General features: G+C 74.9%; 17 protein-coding genes. 5 read left to right on the top strand and 12 right to left on the bottom strand.

The annotated features are described in order from the left end of the window. Positions 1–33: 33 nt before the first annotated feature. Positions 34–1110, bottom strand: coding sequence for a Glu/Leu/Phe/Val family dehydrogenase (locus BLT76_RS19235; RefSeq protein ID WP_090859827.1), 1077 nt, complete (start codon positions 1108–1110; stop codon positions 34–36). A 94-nt stretch (positions 1111–1204) separates the two neighbouring features. Next, complete coding sequence (locus BLT76_RS19230; protein ID WP_139175697.1) at positions 1205–2185, bottom strand: serine/threonine-protein kinase; 981 nt, start codon at positions 2183–2185, stop codon at positions 1205–1207. 19 nt (positions 2186–2204) lie between these two features. On the opposite strand from BLT76_RS19230, the gene BLT76_RS19225 reads away from it, so the two are divergent. Then, entirely contained in the window at positions 2205–2762 is a 558-nt protein-coding gene (locus tag BLT76_RS19225; protein WP_090859823.1) for an RNA polymerase sigma factor, read from the top strand. Positions 2763–2885: 123 nt separating this feature from the next. Here the strand turns inward: BLT76_RS19225 and BLT76_RS19220 are convergent, their stop codons facing one another. Then, on the bottom strand, positions 2886–4130 hold the full coding sequence (locus BLT76_RS19220; RefSeq protein ID WP_244509490.1) for a hypothetical protein: 1245 nt from the start codon (positions 4128–4130) through the stop codon (positions 2886–2888). Beyond that, a complete protein-coding gene (locus tag BLT76_RS19215; RefSeq protein WP_170867155.1) occupies positions 4127–7300 on the bottom strand; it encodes a hybrid sensor histidine kinase/response regulator in 3174 nt (1057 codons plus the stop codon). Before BLT76_RS19215 ends, BLT76_RS19220 begins: the two co-directional genes overlap by 4 nt. Before the next feature lie 107 nt (positions 7301–7407). On the opposite strand from BLT76_RS19215, the gene BLT76_RS19210 reads away from it, so the two are divergent. Further along, positions 7408–7890, top strand: coding sequence for a hypothetical protein (locus tag BLT76_RS19210; protein ID WP_090859819.1), 483 nt, complete (start codon positions 7408–7410; stop codon positions 7888–7890). Here the strand turns inward: BLT76_RS19210 and BLT76_RS19205 are convergent. Continuing rightward, positions 7883–8695 (bottom strand): glycosyl hydrolase, encoded by an 813-nt coding sequence (locus BLT76_RS19205; RefSeq protein WP_211753073.1) that lies wholly within the window; start codon positions 8693–8695, stop codon positions 7883–7885. The genes BLT76_RS19210 and BLT76_RS19205 overlap by 8 nt on opposite strands. 58 nt (positions 8696–8753) lie before the next feature. Here BLT76_RS19205 and BLT76_RS19200 point away from each other — a divergent pair, with 58 nt between their 5' ends. Further along, complete coding sequence (locus BLT76_RS19200; protein WP_090859815.1) at positions 8754–9137, top strand: hypothetical protein; 384 nt, start codon at positions 8754–8756, stop codon at positions 9135–9137. An 8-nt stretch (positions 9138–9145) separates the two neighbouring features. Here BLT76_RS19200 and BLT76_RS19195 read toward each other — a convergent pair whose 3' ends face one another. From BLT76_RS19195 to BLT76_RS19175, 5 genes are read right to left on the bottom strand one after another with little or no spacing between them, the layout of a single operon-like run. Next, positions 9146–9787, bottom strand: coding sequence for a hypothetical protein (locus tag BLT76_RS19195; protein ID WP_090859813.1), 642 nt, complete (start codon positions 9785–9787; stop codon positions 9146–9148). Next, positions 9784–10557 (bottom strand): purine nucleoside phosphorylase YfiH/LACC1 family protein, encoded by a 774-nt coding sequence (locus tag BLT76_RS19190; RefSeq protein WP_090859811.1) that lies wholly within the window; start codon positions 10555–10557, stop codon positions 9784–9786. The genes BLT76_RS19195 and BLT76_RS19190 overlap by 4 nt, the downstream gene beginning before the upstream one ends. Further along, positions 10550–11842: a UDP-N-acetylmuramoyl-L-alanine--D-glutamate ligase gene (murD, locus tag BLT76_RS19185; protein ID WP_090859809.1), complete on the bottom strand. Its 1293-nt coding sequence runs from the start codon at positions 11840–11842 to the stop codon at positions 10550–10552. The genes BLT76_RS19190 and murD overlap by 8 nt, the downstream gene beginning before the upstream one ends. After that, positions 11839–13176 (bottom strand): MurL-like N-terminal domain-containing, encoded by a 1338-nt coding sequence (locus BLT76_RS25855; RefSeq protein WP_090859807.1) that lies wholly within the window; start codon positions 13174–13176, stop codon positions 11839–11841. Before BLT76_RS25855 ends, murD begins: the two co-directional genes overlap by 4 nt. A gap of 31 nt (positions 13177–13207) precedes the next feature. Then, a complete protein-coding gene (locus BLT76_RS19175) occupies positions 13208–13963 on the bottom strand; it encodes an SDR family NAD(P)-dependent oxidoreductase (protein ID WP_090859805.1) in 756 nt (251 codons plus the stop codon). 90 nt (positions 13964–14053) lie between these two features. Here BLT76_RS19175 and BLT76_RS19170 point away from each other — a divergent pair, with 90 nt between their 5' ends. Beyond that, a complete protein-coding gene (locus tag BLT76_RS19170; RefSeq protein ID WP_170867154.1) occupies positions 14054–14653 on the top strand; it encodes a TetR/AcrR family transcriptional regulator in 600 nt (199 codons plus the stop codon). Positions 14654–14663: 10 nt separating this feature from the next. Then, positions 14664–15446: an SDR family oxidoreductase gene (locus BLT76_RS19165; RefSeq protein ID WP_090859800.1), complete on the top strand. Its 783-nt coding sequence runs from the start codon at positions 14664–14666 to the stop codon at positions 15444–15446. 113 nt (positions 15447–15559) lie between these two features. Here BLT76_RS19165 and BLT76_RS19160 read toward each other — a convergent pair whose 3' ends face one another. Together BLT76_RS19160 and BLT76_RS19155 are read right to left on the bottom strand one after the other, a co-directional pair. After that, entirely contained in the window at positions 15560–16369 is an 810-nt protein-coding gene (locus BLT76_RS19160; protein WP_090859798.1) for an Fpg/Nei family DNA glycosylase, read from the bottom strand. A 13-nt stretch (positions 16370–16382) separates the two neighbouring features. Further along, positions 16383–17132: a hypothetical protein gene (locus BLT76_RS19155; RefSeq protein WP_090859796.1), complete on the bottom strand. Its 750-nt coding sequence runs from the start codon at positions 17130–17132 to the stop codon at positions 16383–16385. Between the last annotated feature and the right edge of the window lie 288 nt (positions 17133–17420).

Below are 17420 nucleotides of genomic sequence, written 5' to 3'. Positions count from 1 at the left end.
GGTCCGCGCGTGCGGACCGTCCACCGCTGAGTGTCAGCTGATCCAGATCCCTCGCAGCCGGCCCACGTCGCGCATCCGCGCCTCGGCCAGCCGGTCGGCCGCCAGGGCAGGAGACACGCCGTCCCGTACGGCGAGCGCCAGCACGTCCCGCGTGGTCTCGAAGATCCCGCTCGCGCGCTGCTGCGCGCGCTCGAAGCTGAACCCGCTCGGGTCGATCTCGTCGGCGACCTGGATGAGGCCGCCGGCGTTCACGCAGTAGTCGGGTGCGTAGACGATCCCGCGGTCGGCCAGCGACTTCTCGACCCCGGGGTGCGCGAGCTGGTTGTTGGCCGCTCCGCACACGACGCGCGCGCGGAGCACCGCGACGACCTCGTCGGTGAGCGCGCCGCCGAGCGCGCACGGCGCGTAGACGTCGAGCGGCTCGGCGACCAGGGCCGCGGTCGAGGCGACCACGCGGACCTCCGGGTGGTCGGCGACGAGCGTGTCGAGCGCGGGCTGCCAGGGGTCGGTGACGACCACGTCGGCGCCGTCCTCGACCAGGTGGCGCACCAGGTGACGACCGACCTTGCCGACGCCGGCCACGCCGACCGTCCGACCGGCGAGCGACGTACCGCCCCAGGCGGCCTCGGCGGCGGCGCGCATCCCCTGGAAGACGCCGTACGCCGTGAGCACGGAGCTGTCGCCGGCCCCGCCGTGGGCGACGGTGCGGCCGGTGACGTGGTCGCACTCACGCGCGACCTGGTCCATGTCGACGCTGAACGTGCCGACGTCGCAGGCGGTGCGGTAGCGGCCGCCGAGCGACTGCACGAACCGGCCGTAGGCGCGCAGCAGCGCCTCGGACTTCAGGGTGCGCGGATCGCCGATGATGACGGCCTTGCCGCCGCCGAGGTCGAGCCCGGCCAGCGCGGCCTTGTAGGACATCCCGCGGGAGAGGTCCAGGACGTCGCGGAGCGCGGCGTCGGTGGTGGCGTAGGGATGGAAGCGGGTGCCGCCGAGGGCGGGGCCGAGGGCCGTCGAGTGGATCGCGACGATCGCGCGCAGGCCGGTGGCCGGGTCGTTCGCGAAGACGACCTGCTCGTGCTCGGGGGCGAGGTCGAAGGGGTCGGTCATGGTGGTGTCCGATCTGTCGGCCACGGGGTGGTGTGGCGCCGGGTGGTGGGTGCCCGCAGGGGTGGCGCGGGTCACGTCCCAGGCTAGGCGACCGTCAGCTCAGCGCGTTGGTCGCGGCGTACGAAGCGGCGAAGGCCGCGCCGAGCACCACGACGAGGAGCAGCCAGAAGAGCGGCGTGAGCGAGGGGCGGTGCGGGGCGGGCGCGACCGGCTCCCCGAGCAGCGTGCGCGAGGTGATCAGGGTGGCGGAGCCGGTGTCGGGGTCCGGGCCGGCCAGGGCCTCGCGGAGCGCCCCGACGAAGGAGGCGACGTCCGGCCAGCGGTCCGCGGGGTCCGGCTCCAGGGCGCGCAGCAGCGCCTCGTCCACGGCGGGGGCGAGGTCGGCGAGCGTCGACGGCGCCGGCGGGAGGGTGGCGGTCAGCAGCTCGTGCATCGTGGCGGTGCGGGCCTGCTGCCCGGTGAGCAGCTGGTAGGCGACCGCCCCCAGGGCGTGCACGTCGGCCCGCCGGTCGATGCCCGTGCCGCTGACCTGCTCGGGCGCCATGTAGGCCGGCGTCCCGACGACCTGGGTCAGCCCGCTGGCGTGCAGCATCGCCTTGGCCACGCCCAGGTCGGCCACCAGGACCCGCTCGCCACCGCTGCCGCCGCTGCGCAGCAGCAGGTTCTGCGGCTTCACGTCGCGGTGCACGATGCCCAGCTCGTGCAGCACTCCCAGCCCCGCGCCGGCCTGCGTGACCAGGTCGAGGACCCGACCGGACGGGAGCGGGCGGCCGGGCGCCGTCAGGCCGGCCAGCGTGCCGAGGTCGGCGTAGGTCATCACGAAGTACGGCGTCGCGTCGACCTCACCGACGTCGTACACGCGCACGATGTGGTCGGAGTCCGCGCGGCGCAGGATCCGGGCCTCCTCGAGGAACCGCTCGCGGACGTCGAGTCGGCGGGCCCAGTTGTCGGCGAGCGCCTTCACCGCGACGTCGGACTGCAGCTCGGTGTCGCGGTAGAGCCACACCGTCGCGAACCCGCCGGCGCCGATCGCCTCGACGCGCTCCAGGCGGCCGAGGCGTTCGGGGAGGGACACGATCGGTAGTCTGCCGCAGATGCCCGACCTCTCCGATCCCGACGAGCTCGACGCCCTGGCGCTGCGCGCGGCAGCCGGCGACCGGGCCGCGCTCGAGGACCTGCTCGCCGCGGTGCAGCCGCGGGTACGCCGTACCTGCGGCCGGATGCTGCTCTACCCCGAGGACGCCGAGGAGGCGACCCAGGACGCGCTGCTGCTGGTCGCCACCAAGATCGGCCAGTTCGGCGGCCGCAGCCGGTTCACCACCTGGCTGCACGCGGTCGCGTCCAACAGCGCGCGAGGCACCTACCGCACCCTGAAGCGCCGCGCCGCCGAGCGGCTCACCGACGAGCTGCCCGTCGCGCCCGACCCGCGCACCACCAGCGTGATCGCCGGCAGCCGGCTCGACCTGCTGGAGGCCCTCGAGGTCGTCGGCAGCAGCCACCCGGAGCTGGTCGAGCCGCTGGTGCTCCGCGACGTGCAGCAGCTGGAGTACAGCGAGATCGCGGCGCTGCTGGAGATCCCGCTCGGCACCGTGAAGTCCCGCATCCACGCGGCCCGGACCGCCGTCCGACCGCTGCTGGCCATCACCGACTAGCCGCCGCCCCACGCTGGTTGAGGTGCGAGCGGAGCGAGCCTCGAAACCCGGTGAGTCGACAGTCGGCCTCGATCGAGGCCGACTCCTGGCAAGACGGGTTTCGAGACGGGACTTCGTCCCTCCTCAACCAGCGGTGGAGTGCATGATCACCACGTCGCCGTGGGTGCCGTAGCCGGTGAGCCGGCCGCCGTACCCGGAGCCGTTGAAGGCGACCATCAGCCAGCCGCCGTCCACGGGGACGACGGTGGGCCACGGGATGTTCGAGGGGTACGGCGCGGACAGCCGCCCGACGGGTGACAGCGCGAGGTCGTAGACGGGGTACTCGCCGCTGCGGTCGCTGGCCAGCACCTGCCAGGCGCCGGAGGCCGGGTCGCGGTGCAGGGTGGTGCCCTCGCAGGCCCGGCGGGCCGGGTCGGCGCCGAGCAGCCGCAGCTCGTCGAGGGACGGGCCGCCCGCGAGGACCGGGTGGAAGCGGAAGTAGCGGCTCGCGCTGACGTAGCCGACCAGCCAGCCGTCGTCGGTGCGGACCAGGTGCGGGTCCCAGACGGCGACCGAGGTGAGCCCGTCCGTGGGCAGTGCCAGCACCTCGGTGTCGAGGACGTGCGCCCCGGTCGACAGGTCGGCCGTCGAGGAGGCGAGCAGGACCTGCACCGGGCGCCGCTTGTCGAAGTCGCCCCAGCCGCTGGTGGCGACCAGCCAGCGGCCGGCCTCGTCGTCGCGGACCAGGTGGGTGGCGTGGTCGCCGTACACCCCGGGCTTGTCGGGGCGGCGGAAGAACAGGTCGCCGCGGTGCGCGATCTCCAGGGTGTCGGGGTCCAGGGACCACACCGACGTGTGCGCGGTCGCGAAGAAGCCCGGTCCGGCGCTGGTGGCGGTCAGCAGCAGCACCCGACCCAGCCGGTACGGCGACCCGTCGGCCCGGGTCACCAGCCGCAGGTCGCGCAGCCCCAGCTGCCCGAACGCGCCGGCCGTGCCCCCGCTGGTCCCGACGCCGGCCAGCCAGTCCTCGTCGCGGGTGTCGACCCGGCCCTCCAGGTCGACCCGCCCGCGGGCCACCCAGCGGTCCGCCTCGCGGGTCAGCACGGTCGCCTGGGTGCCGGTCAGGGCCAGGCCGAGCGCGTCGACGCGGGCCTTCGCCCGGCCGTGGCGCCGGCTGCGGTGGCGGGTCGGCCGCCGGCCGCCGGTGTCGACCGTGAGCCACGCGTGGCCGTCGTACCCGGCGGTGATCTCGACGTCCGGGCCCGCGATCGTCAGTGGCCCCTCACCGGTGACGGCAAGGTACGGCGCGGTCGGCAGCTCGCCGGGCAGCACGAGGTCGACCGGCCGGTGCCGGGCGACGACCTCGAACCGAGTCGTCAGCAGGCTCAACCGGTCGCGTCCTTCAGCGCGGCGACGGCCCGGCCCACCTCGCGGCCCAGGTCGGCCATCATCGGCTCGGTCCCGTCGACACGGCCGCCCTCGGCGTGCGACTCGACCCGCGCGGCCGCGGCGGCCACCAGCGGCAGGCCCAGGTTGAGCGCGCTGCCCTTCACCAGGTGGGCGGAGGTGAAGGTGCGGTTGGCGTCGCGGGCGTCGATGGCGTCCTGGATCGCGGCCACCTGGGAGTCGATGCGGCCGATGAACGACGCCGCGGTGCGCTCGAAGAAGCTGATGCCGTCCTTGCGGAGCTCGTCGAGCATCCGCACCCGGGCCGGGTCGAGCACGACGCCCGTGGCGGGCGCCTCGGCCGCGGGGTCCGCGGAGGGGAGCGGCTCCTGACCGGTCTGCGGTCCGGTCCAGCGCCGGATCACCCGTTCCAGGGCGGTCGCGTCGACAGGCTTGGTGAGGAAGTCGTCCATGCCGGCGGCCAGGCAGCGCTCGCGCTCGCCCTCGAGGGCGGAGGCGGTCATGGCGATGATCGGGACCCGGACGCCGTCGGGCTCGGAGGCCCGGATGGCCCGGGTCGCGTCGAAGCCGTCCATCCGGGGCATCCGGCAGTCCATCAGCACCGCATCGAAGGTGTGGGTGCGGGCGAGCTGGGCGATCGCGTCGAGCCCGTCGGAGGCCAGCGCGACCGAGGCGCCGAGGTTCTCCAGCAGGCCGGTGGCCACCAGCTGGTTGACCGGGTTGTCCTCGACGACGAGCACCGAGATGCCGAGCGACGCGACGGCGGCGGCCAGCTCGGGCTCGGGCTCGACCGGCAGGCCTGCGGCCATCGTCGAGACGAGCGTGTCGTAGAGCTCGGAGTGCCGGACCGGCTTGCTGAGCGCCCCGTCGGCCCCGGACTCCGCCACCGCGCGCCGCCCGACGTGATGGTCGGAGGAGAGCAGCAGCAGGCGCAGGCCGTCGAGGCTGGCGTCCGCGCGGATCCGGCGGGCCAGCTCGAGGCCGCCGGTGCCGGGCATCACCACGTCGAGGATGGCCAGGCCGAACGGCCGTCGACCGCGGGCGGCCTCGCGGAGGGTGGCGAGCGCCTCGTCGGCCGAGGAGACCGCGACCGGCTCCAGGTCCCAGGCCGCGAGCTGCTCGGTGAGGATGAACCGGTTGGTCTCGTTGTCGTCGACGACCAGCACCCGCCGGCCGCGCAGCTGGGCCGGCGTGACCCGGCGCGGGGCGGGGACGCTGGTGGCCCGGCCGAAGCGGGCGGTGAAGGCGAAGGTGCTGCCGACGTCGGGCGTGCTGCGGACCTCGATCCGGCCGCCGAGCGCCTCGACGAGCTGCTGGGAGATGGCCAGCCCGAGGCCGGTGCCGCCGTGCTGGCGGGTGGTCGACAGATCGGCCTGGGTGAAGGCGTCGAACAGCCCGGGGACCGCCTCCGGGGCGATGCCGACTCCGGTGTCGCTGACCTCGACCCGCAGCACGACCTCGTCGGCGCTCTCCGAGTCGACCGACGCCTGCACGACGACCTCGCCGGCGGCGGTGAACTTCACGGCGTTCGAGCCCAGGTTGGTGATCACCTGGCCGAAGCGGGTGACGTCGCCACGGAGGAACACCGGGACGTCGGGGTGGCAGGCCACCACCAGCTCCAGACCCTTGTCGTGCGCCGGGCCGCCGAGCACCCCGGCGGTCCGGTCGAAGACGTCGCGGACGTCGAAGTCGGCCTCCTCCAGCTCGAGCTTCCCGGACTCGATCTTCGACAGGTCGAGGATGTCGTTGATGATCGCCAGCAGGTTCAGCCCGGCGCTCTGCACGCCGTCGGCGAGCCGCCGCTGGTGGTCGTCGAGGTCGGTGCGCAGCAGCAGCTCGTTGAGCCCGATCACGCCGTTCATGGGCGTGCGGATCTCGTGGCTCATCGTGGCCAGGAACTCCGACTTCAGCCGGGAGGCCTCCATCGCCTGGTCGCGGGCCTCGGCCAGGTCGGAGGCTCCGCGCTCGCGCTCGGCGACCATCGACAGCTGGGCGGCGATCTGGGCGATCAGCTGGTGGGAGTTGTGGTCCGGCGGCACCTCGTCGGCCAGCAGCAGGATCACCGAGACCACGTCCACGCCGACCACCACGGGGACGGCGATCAGGCTGTGGGTGCCGGCCAGGCGGTCCGGCGTGCCGATGGCCACCCGGCGCTGGCGCACGGCCGACCCGACCAGGTCGAGGTCCGGGGTCACGCGGGAGTCGTCGTACACGGCGACGGGGACGGGGACGTCGCCGTCGGTGGCGTAGAGGGCCAGCACGGCCCACCCGTCGGCGTTCGTCGGCAGCCCGAGCGCGGCCAGGCCGACGGCCTCGGTGAGCGACCCGGCGCTGTTGGAGATCTCCGCCATCTGCTGCAGGAGGTGCAGCCGGCGGGTCGCCTCGGTCGCGTGCTCGTCGGCGGTCTTGAGGTCGGTGACGTCCTGGGCGGTGCCGCTCATCCGGACCGGGGCCCCGTCGGGCCCGCGCTCGATGACGCCCAGGCCGCGGATCCAGCGCTGCTCGCCGCCGGGGAGCACCCGGCGGCCGGTCCAGGCGAACTCGTCGCGCCCGGCCACCGCCTCGGCGACCACCTCGCGGATCTGGGCCCGGTCGTCGGGGTGGATCGCCTCGATGAAGCTCTCGCGGCTGATCGTGAACGTGGCCGGGTCGAGGCCGAAGATCCGGTAGAGCTCCTCGGACCAGGTCACGACGTCGGTGGCGAGGTCGAGGTCCCAGCTGCCCAGGCGGGCGATCTCCTGGGCCTGGGCGAGCTGCTGCTCGCGCAGCTGGAGGGTCCCGACCAGCTCACGGCGCTCGGTGTACGGCGTGACGCGGTGCAGGAAGCCGATCAGCCGGCCGCCGTCGTCGCGCACCGCGCTGTGACTGACCAGGCTCCAGGTGACCACGCCGTCGGGGCGGCGGAAGGAGGTCTCGAGGTTCTCCAGGACGTCGCCGGCCTGGAGGCGCTGCAGCCGGTGCGCGATCTCGGCCCGCCCGCGGTCGTCGAGCATCGAGGCGGCGTCTCGGCCGACCAGCTCCTCGGGCGGGTGCCCGAGGAAGGCGGCCATCCGGTCGTTGGCGTAGAGGGTGCGGCCCGAGGGGTCGACGAGCCACAGTCCGTCGGTGCTCGCTGCGACCATCCGGCGGAACAGATCGGCTGATCCGTGCATCCACGCCTCCTCTGCGTCCATTGTCCACGCCTCGCGCCGGCGGCGGGCACGGTTCGCCAGGTCTGGACCCGTGTCACATCCCGGGCCCGGGATGTCACGCTGATCCCGTGTCCGACCGTCCGCTGAACCTGCGCCCCAGCACTCGACCGGGCCTGACCCGCTGGCTGGTGCGCGTCGTCGTGGCCGGCTGCGCGCTGGTCCTCGTCGGCGGGCCGGTGTGGATCTTCATGCACGGCTCCGCCGCCGGCTGGCAGCGCGACCGGGCGGTGGTCGCGACGGTCCCCGACGACGCCCGCTGCCGGACCGGACCGCCTCCGGGGTCGCCGCGCACCTGCGAGGCGACCTGGCCAGGTGGCTCCGGCGACGTCAGCGACCGGTACGGCGGCCCGCGGCCCGCCGCCGGCGAGTCGGTGGACGCCCGCGTGGTCGGCGACGACCTGGCCCTGACCGGCTACTCCCGCCCGCTGCTCGCGTGGGCGCTGGCGGCGCCGTACCTCGCGGGGGTGGGGCTGGTGCTCGGCCTGGGGGCGGGCGCGCTGCTGGTCCGGCTGGACCCGCGCTGGTGGACCCGGCGGACCGACCTCAGCTGAGCGCCGCGCGGCGGAACGCCTTCCCGACCGCGGTGATCCGCGCGCCGGGCCGGAACAGCCCGGTGCTCGGGCCGCTGGCGGCGGCGGGCAGCCCGAACCAGGCGTGCCGCTGGACGAACCCGAGCCGGTCGAGCATCGCGGAGGAGCGCCGTACGAAGGCGGCCTGGACGCGCGGGCTCGGGACCCGGGTCGGTCCGAAGCGCATCAGGGCGTACTCCGTCAGCCACACCGGCTTGTCGTGGCGCGCGTGCACCGCCCGGAGGTACGACGCCAGCTGCTGCGTGGCGCGCCGCGGGTGGAAGTCGCCGCCGTACCAGTGCACCGAGATCGCGTCGACCCGCAGCCCCCGCCGCTCGGCACCCTTCATGAAGCGGTCCAGCCAGCCGCCGGGATCGGCGCCGCCGTACGCGACGGAGGGGCTGAGCAGACGCTTGCCGGTGCGCTCCAGCCGCGGCCAGAGCCGCAGCGCCTGGCGGACCGTCAGGTTCGACTGCTCGGCGAGGTCGGGCTCGTTGAAGGTCATCAGCCACGGCGACCGCGCCTCCCTGGCTCGCCGCAGGTTCTCGCCGGTGACGCTGCCCGCTCCCCAGATCGTCGGCACGAAGGTGGTGCCGCGCGGCGCGCGGATGCCGGGGTGCTCGGTGGACCAGGTGTGGAACCAGTCGGCGCCCGAGCGGCGCAGGGACTCGCTGACCCCGCGGTCGCGCCAGGCGCCCACGCCCGGCGACGAGTCGGCCTGCGCGGGCAGGACGGGGGCGAGCAGCAGCAGCACGAGCAGGGCGAGCGCCCCCGAGCGGGTCCTCATGTCCACCAGGGAACCACGACCCCTTGACGCCGTCCCGCTCGAGAGGCACCGTGCCGCCATGAGGCGCCCTCCCCACGAGAACGTGGCGACCGTCCTGGTCGACCCCGTCGTGCTGCGCGAGCTGGAGGTGCACCTGATGGCCCTCGACCTGCGGCTGTGGCCGGTCGCGACGGCACCGGTCTACGAGGACGGCCCGCGCGCCGCCTTCCAGCTGCGCCGCCGGCTGCTGATGGCGCGTCGGGGCGCCTGGGACGACGCGGCCGACTGGACGCCGGCCTGGATCGCCTTCGGCGACAGCTGGTACGACGGCGCCGAGCCGCTGCCCTGGGCCGCCCACCAGACCCTCTGGGACACCCTCGAGCGGTACGCCGGCCACGTCCGCTACCGACTCGGCCTCGGCGGCATCCCCCGCCTCGACGTCCCCCGCGAGCGCACGGCCTGAGCGCCGAGTCAGCCCTTGTTGCGGGCCGAGTCAGCACTACTGGTGCTGACTCGGCCCACCACTTCTGCTGACTCGCCGCGGGGGGAGACGGCGAGGACCTCGGCCGCTGCGGCCAGGAGGGCGCGGTCGACGCGGACCGGTCGGGCGGCGCGGGCGGCGGCCTCCTGCGCCCAGGCCCAGGACGGTACGGCGCCCGCGGCGTCGTCCGGGTGCACCCAGCCGTCGGCGAGGCGGAGCAGGAGCGGGCCGGCGGTGGAGGTGCAGAGCTCGTCGCGGTGGTTCCACCAGAGACCGACGGTGCCGGGCCCGAGGTGCCGTTCCGCGACGGTCGCCTCCAGTGCGGAGATGTCGGGCAGGCCGGCGAGCGGGCCGTCGGAGGACCACCACCAGGGCAGGTCGACGGCCCGCAGCGGACCGGACGCGGGAGCCGGGTCCAGCGGCGTCACGTCGACGACCGTCGGGCCGAACGCCCGCCGTCCCGCGTCGTACGACGCCCCGCCGGTGACCTCGACCGGCCCGCCGGGCAGCGCGGGCCAGGGCGACCAGGGGATCCCGAAGCGGTCCAGCACCTGCCGCGCCTGCTCCTCGGCGTACCCGGCGGCCCCCGGCACCGGGACGACGACCCGGTAGCCGCAGCCCAGGAAGGTCATCGCACGACCGTGACGGCCATGAACCGCCCGCACGGACGAGCGGCGCGGTCGGAGAAGAAGGTGTCGGTGCTGGTGCGGGTGTCGACGCCCATCCGGTGCACGACCCCGACTCCGGCGTCGCGCAGCTGCCGCTCGACCGCGCCGCCGACGTCGAGGAATCGGTGGCCCGGCCGGCTGGCCCTCGTGAACCCGGGCAGCACCGCGTCGAGCGCGTCGGCCTCGGCGTCGCCGACCTCGTAGCTGTCGTAGCCGACGCACGGCCCGACGCCGGCGACCAGGTCGGCGGGGTCGGTGCCGAACGCGTCGACCATCCGGGCGACGGTCGCCGCCAGCACGCCGCGGACCACGCCGGGCCGGCCCGCGTGGGCGGCCCCGACGGCGCGTCGTATCGGGTCCCAGAGCAGGACGGGGGCGCAGTCGGCGACCAGGATCGCCAGGGCCGCACCCGCCACGTCGGTGACCAGCGCGTCGGTGGCCGGGAAGTGCTCGCGGGACGCCTCCACGCCCGCGTGCCCGAGGCCCGCGAGCGCCGGGGTCACCACCGCGACGCGGGCGCCGTGCTGCTGGTCGGCCACGGTCAGCGCGGGGACGCCGAGCGCGGCCGCCACCAGGTCCCGGTTGCGCAGCACCGCCGCCGGGTCGTCGCCGACGTGGTCGCCGAGGTTGAGGGTGCCGTAGACACCCGCGCTCACCCCGCCGTCCCGGGTCGTGACGACCGCGCGGACCGCGGCGCCGTCGTACGGGAAGGGGCGGAGGCTCTGCTCATCCATGGGGAAGCGCCCGCATCGCGGCGGTGAACACCTCGGCCCGCTCGGCGTAGTCGCGGAACACCCCGAAGCTCGGGGCGGCGGGGGAGAGCAGCACGACGCCGTCGGGCGCGGCGAACGCGTGCCCCCGTCGTACGGCGGAGGCCAGGTCGGGGCACTCCTCGACCGGCACCCCCGGCGCGACCGCGCGGATCGTGCTGGCGATCCGCGGCCCGTTGTCCGGCAGCGTCAGCACCAGCAGGTCGGGTACGTCGGCCAGCCCGGCCGCGAGCGGCGCGTAGTCGATGCCGCGGTCCTGCCCGCCCACCAGCAGCGCCACCCGGCGCCCGGGGAACGACGCGACCGCGGCGAGGGTCGGCAGCGTGTTGGTCGACAGCGAGTCGTCCACGAACTCGACGTCGCCGACCGCGCCGACGCGGGTGAGCCGGCTCGGCAGAGGCGTGTACGACGCCGCGGCCGCCGCGAGCGCGCCCTCGTCCTCGGCACCCGGCACGCCGAGGGCGGCGAGCACCGCCTGCGCGAGGAGCGCGTTGCGGAGGTTGTGCCGCCCGATCAGGCCGAGTCCGTCGGCCCAGGGCGCCGGCGCCTCGGCGACGCGGAGCACGTGCGGGCCGAGCAGGTCGGCGTACCGCTCCAGCTCGGCGTCGGCCGCGGGTGCGACGACGGTCTCGACGCCGGGGCGCGTGCAGAGCGAGAGCTTGTCGCGGACGTAGCCGTCGTACCCGTGGTGCCAGACCAGGTGATCCTGGCTCAGCGAGGTCACCGCGACGACCCGCGGCCCGGTGGTGACGTCGTGGGCCTGGTAGCTCGACGTCTCGACCAGGTAGACGTCGGCCTCTTCCACGCCCGGCTCCCACGGCGCGCGGCCGATGTTGCCGCCGACGAACGCCCGGCTGCCGAGGCCGGTCGCCAGCGCCCCGGCGATCGCGGTCGCGGTGCTCTTGCCCTTGGTGCCGGTCAGGCAGGCGACCCGGTCGCGGGGGGCGTCCTCCAGCCACAGGCCGAGGCCGCCGGCCAGTCGGACGCCGGCCGCCGTGAGGGTGCGGGCGGGCTCGTCGTACGGGCTGATGCCGGGGCTCTTCACGACCACGTCGCACTCGAGGAGCCGGTCCAGGCCGCCCGCGTCGAGCGCCAGGACCCCGTCGCCCGCGACCCGGTCGACCACGGCGTATGGCGTCACCCCGTCCGCCGCCAGTCGGCGCAGGCTCGCCGACCCCTCGACGCCGACGCCCCAGACGCCGACCCGCAGGCCGGCCAGGCCGCGCCACCCGGTCCCCGCCCCGATCACCGTCCGTCGTCCGCCGGCAGGAAGTGCTCGCCCTGCCGGTGCAGCAGGGCCTGCTCGGACGGCACCGGCTTGCCGGCCTGCTCGAGGGTGGCGACGTGGGCGGCCAGGGCCGCGAGCAGCGGGGTGTCGGCGCGGTCCGGGCGGGCGACGGCCAGCGTCACCGCGGTCCGGCACTCGCCCTCGTCGCCCACGCACTCCAGCGGCTTGTCGGAGCCCGGCTGGCCGAGCAGCGACTCGAAGACCGGGGCGAGGGACTCGTCGCGCAGCGGCTCGTGGCCCCGGAAGATCGCGTCGAGCTCGGCCGGGGCGACGTACGGGCTGAGGATCAGGTCGATGAAGCAGCACTTGTCGCAGCGGCCGCACCAGGTGGGGTGCCGGCTGCCGGCGTCGACGAAGAACGCCTTGTTGCAGCTGCGGAAGGCCAGGTGGTAGTCGGTCAGCTCGGCGAACCGCTCGGCCACCCAGAGCTCGCTGAAGGGCCGCAGCGCGGAGTAGTAGTCGACGCCGGTGACGTTCTCGGCGAGCACCGCGCGGAAGGCCCGCTCGAAGTCGAGGCCCTTGCTCCACTGGTGGTTGACCGGGACGCCGTTGGCGACCAGGCCGGTCGGCTCGCTGGCGGAGTGCTCGTTGGACATGACCACCCGGTCGTGGCCGTGCGCGACCGCGCTCACCACGGCCGCGGCCGAGATCACGCCGGTGACCGGCACGTGCCCGTTGAGGTAGCCGCGAGCCTTCGACTCCAGCACCTTCGGGTCGAGGTGCCGTCGGACCCGGCGGACCGGCAGCCCGGTGATCGCGGCGCTGTCCTCGATCGGCTCGAACGGCACGTCGGAGGTGTTGGCCACGAAGAGGGCCGCCCCGTCGCGGCCGGCGGTGGTGCCGTCGACCACGACGATCGAGTCGATGCCACCGCCGAAGGGCACCAGCGGTCCCCGTCGTACGACGGCCGCGGCCGGGGCGGGCGTCCGCGGCCCGGCCTCGATCCGCAGGTCGCTGATGTCGACACCGCTGCGGTAGGAGAACTCGGCCAGCCCGTGCAGGTGCACGTCGCGCAGGAAGTCGGCCTCGCGCGGGCTCAGCCCGTCGGCGGGACCGACGAGCAGCGGCGGGGCGCCGGTCTTGTAGTAGGAGATGCCGGCCAGCAGGAACAGCACCCGGGCGGCGCCGAGCACCGCCGGCGAGGTGAAGTCGGCGTCGTCCCCGGCCTCGAAGGCGAAGACCTCCGTGAAGGTCTCGTCGTCGAGCGAGTAGGTGCAGGTCAGCACCCCGTCGGCGGTCAGCTCGAACCGCTCGTAGGAGAAGACCCGACCCCGCTGCCTCGCCGCTTGACTCACCGGCCCAGCCTACCGAGGCAGCGGGTGAGCCTCACTGAGCGGCGTAGCCGCCGTCGACCAGGTGGTAGCTGCCCGTGACGAAGGTGGCGGCGTCCGAGACCAGGAAGGCGACCAGCGCGGCGACCTCCTCGGGCGTGCCGAGCCGGCCGGTGGCGTGCTTGTCGGCGAGCGCCTGCTGGGTGGCGGCGTCGAGGTTGGCCTCGAGCAGCGGGGTGGCGATGAAGCCGGGGCCGACGGCGGTGACGCGGACGCCCTCGCGGCTGTGCTCCAGCGCGGCGTTCTTGGTGAGGCCGATCAGGCCGTGCTTGGCAGTGACGTACGCCGAGGAGCCAGCGATGCCCACCGAGCCCAGGACCGAGGCCATGTTGACGATGGCGCCGCCGCCGTTCGCGGCGATCGCGGGGACCTGCGCGCGAACGCCGTAGAAGACGGCGTTGAGGTTGACCTCGACGACCTTCTGCCAGCTGTCGACGGGGTACTCCGCGACGGGGGCGTTGGCGCCGCCGATGCCGGCGTTGTTCACGGCGATCCGCAGCGGCGCGAGCTCCTCGGCGGCCGCGACCATCGCGGCCTGGACGTCGACGTCGGCGACGTTCCCGACGAACGGCTTCGCGGTGCCGCCGTCGGCGGTGATCTCCTTCGCGACGAGCTCGGCGGCGGCCTCGTCCAGGTCGGCGACCAGGACGGCCGCTCCGTTCTCCGCCAGCAGGGTGGCGACGGCCCGACCGATGCCGGACCCGGCGCCGGTCACGATCGCCGAGCGTCCGGCGACGTCGTAGGTGGCCATGATGTTCCTCCTCATTGAGATAACCGACAAATGTCGGATACTAGGACAACCTACAGTTCTCCTTGTTCATTCCGACGCGGAGGAGATCCGGTGGACGCACGACAGCGCCGATCGCAGGAGCGACTGCACGCGGCGGTGCTGCGACTGGCTGCCGAGCGGCCGGTGGCCGACCTGAGCGTGACCGCGGTCGCGACCGAGGCCGGCGTGCACCGCTCGACGTTCTACGAGCACGCGACCTCCCCGGCCGACCTGCTCCGGGCGGCCCTGGTGGCCGAGCTCGACCTGCTGCGGGCCGGGCTGCTGTCCGACGACACGGCCGACGTCCCGCGGGCCGTGCGCGAGGTGACCGTCGACGTGCTGCGCCACGTCCAGCGGCACGCCGTGATCTACCGCCGCGGACTCGGGGCCGGCAGCGGCAGCGGCAGCCTGCACGCGATGCTCAGCGAGCACTTCCGTGGGACGAGTCGCCGGTTGTTGGAGCTCGCGCGCCTGCGGGTCGACGTCACGGTGCCCGCCGTACCCGACGAGGTCGTGGCGGACCTCGCCGTCCGCTTCATCGCCGACGGGACCGTCGGCGTGATCGAGGGCTGGCTCGACGGCGGGCTGAGCCTCGACCAGCTGCTGGAGGCGTACGCCGCCCTGCTCCCCGCGTGGTGGCCGAGCCACATGGTCGAGGCGCCCGCCGGGTAGTGCTCCCCGCATGAGCACCCGCACCGTCGCGATCACCGGGGCCGCCGCCGGCATCGGCCGCGCCACCGCCCTGGCCTTCGCCGAGCGCGGCTGGGCGGTGACGGCGTACGACGTCGACGGCGCCGGGCTCGCCTCGCTGCCCGCCACCGTCCGCACCGGCACGCTGGACGTCACCGACCCCGACGCCTTCGCCACCGCGCTGGCCGACCTGGTGGCCGAGCACGGCCGCCTCGACGTACTCGTCAACAACGCCGGCCTGCTCCGCTCGGGCCCGTTCGCGGAGCAGGACCTCGGCGCCCTGCGCCAGGAGGTCGCGGTCAACGTCACCGGCGTCCTGCACGGGATGCACGCCGCGTTCCCGCACCTGCGGGCCACCGCGGCGGCCCACGGCTCGGCCCTCGTGGTCAACCTGGCCTCGGCCTCGGCGATCTACGGCCAGGCCGAGCTGGCCAACTACAGCGCCACCAAGTTCTACGTCCGCGGCCTCACCGAGGCGCTCGAGCTCGAGTGGCGCCGGCACGGGATCCGGGTGACCGACCTCTGGCCGCTCTTCGTCCGCACCGGCATGCTCGACGGCGTCCGCACCGGTACGACGGACTCGCTCGGGATCCACCTCGCGGCCGAGGACGTCGCCGCCGCGGTGCTGGCCGCCGTCGACCCGCCCCGCCTGCACCGGCTCACCCGCCGCGTCCACGTGCCGGTCGGCCGCCAGGCGGGAGCGATGCTGCTCGGCTCCCGGTTCTCGCCCGCCTGGCTGACCCGCGCGATCAACCGGCGGCTCGCGCACTCCTGACGCGGGCCGGTGAGTTTCATCGGCTGGCCGACGAAGCTCCTTCCGGGACGACGAAGGTTCATCGTCCCGGCGTGAGTTTCATCGGCTAGCCGATAAAACTCCCCCGGGCCCCCTCAGACCTGCTCGACCGAGCACCACCAGGTGGTGCGGCCGCCGACGGTGCCGCGCATCATCTCGGCGCCGCAGCGCGGGCAGTGGCCGCCGGCCCGACGGTGCTCGATGACCTCGCCGGTGTGCACGCCGCCCTGCCGGATCGCCCGGCGGGTGGCGGCGCGCAGCTCGCGACGGAGCAGGTCGAGGTCGTCGGCGTCGAGCGTGTCGACGGTACGGCGGGGGTCGAGTCGCGCCCGCCAGAGCGTCTCGTCGGCCAGCAGGTTGCCGACCCCGGCGAGCACGGACTGGTCGAGCAGCCGGGCCTTGACCGGCGTACGTCCTCGGCCGACCCGCGAGCGGAACGTGTCGCGGTCGATCTCCGCCGCGTCCGGGCCGAGCGCGTCCAGGTCGGGGTCGAGCCGCACCCGGCCGAGCCGGCGCTTGTCGTGCAGCCGCAGCGCGCCGCCGTCCTCGAAGAGGAGCGTGAACCGGAACCACGCGGCCGCCCCCGGCCGCGCGGGGGCGTCGCCCCAGTAGTCGCCGCCCTCGTCGGTCGATCCGCCCGAGGCTGCGGGCGGGTCGACCACGATCCGCCCCGACATGCCCAGGTGCAGCCCCAGCACCGCGTCGCCGTCGGTCGTGCACCACAGGGTCTTGCCGCGCCGGTGGGCCTCGGTCAGGGTGAGCCCGACCAGCGCGGAGCGGATCTCGCCGGCGGAGTGTGGCCGGCAGACGAAGGTGTCGGTGTCGTCGACGTCGGCGATCCGTCGGCCCAGCGCGGAGCGCTCGATCGCCGCCCGCGCGGTCTCGACCTCGGGGAGCTCGGGCACGAGGGCGGGCCGCTCAGACGTGCCCGGACAGCTGGGCCATCCGGGCCTCGAGCCGGGCCAGGTAGGCGTCGCGCGTCGCCGCGTCGACCGCGCTCTGCTCCTCGAGGTGGCTGCACGCGGGCAGCACGTCGATGGACAGCTTCGCGGCACCGGTCAGCGCCCGCAGCTCGTCCACGCGGTCGCCGAACGGCGTCCCGCTGCCCGGTGAGTAGGAGCGGACCACCTCGTCGACCGAGTCGGCGTAGAGGTCGGCCTTGGTCACCACGATGACCAGCCAGGTCGGCCGCGGGCGTCGTACCGCCATCGAGGCGATGCGGTGCGCGGTGACCGTCCAGTCCTCCAGCTCGCGCGCGAGCTGCTCCTCGCGGTCGACGACGGCGGTGCCGGTCGTGCCGGCCGGCCGGCGCCCGGTCGCGAGGCCGTTGGCGACCAGGTGCAGCACCCCGTCGACCGGGTCGTCGTGGAAGACCTCGTCGAGGGCGCCGAGCCGGGTGGCGGCGTTCTCGCCCGGCACCACCCGGAAGCGGAAGCCGCGCAGCCGCCGGTCGCGGCGCACCCGCCGCTCCATCACCGCCGATCCCGACTCCGCCGTCGCGCCCGTGTCCGGCCGTCCGCAGAGGTGGTCGACCAGCTCGGTCTTGCCCACGCCGGTCATGCCGGTGACCGCGACGGTCGGGTAGCGGTGCTGCCACAGCCCCACGACGCGGTCGCGGCCGCGCTGCACCGGTCCGGTGAGGGCGCGGGGTGGGCGGAGCTCGGGCACGGGACCTCCGGGGGAGTACGACGGGGACTGAGCCCCGACGGTACCCAGAGCGGGAGCGATCGGGACGGGCGCGGCGGCCGGCGGCGACTGGTCCGGTCCGGGACCCGCCGACGCCGCCTCCCGGACCAGTAGATGACTGAGTCCCAGGGCTCGCACGCTCCGCGGTGCTCATCACGCACGCTGGCGGCGATGTCGTCGGTCGCCATGACTCCGTCATGTCTCCCTCCTCCGCCTTGCCACCGCACGCGCTGAGCACCGCTCGCTTGCACGACCCCTGGGACTTCGTCA

The organism is Nocardioides lianchengensis (assembly GCF_900101465.1).
In the GTDB taxonomy this organism is placed as follows: Bacteria; Actinomycetota; Actinomycetes; order Propionibacteriales; family Nocardioidaceae; genus Nocardioides; species Nocardioides lianchengensis.
The sequence above is the reverse complement of the archived record's forward strand: the minus strand, read 5'-3'. Positions and strand labels throughout refer to the sequence as shown.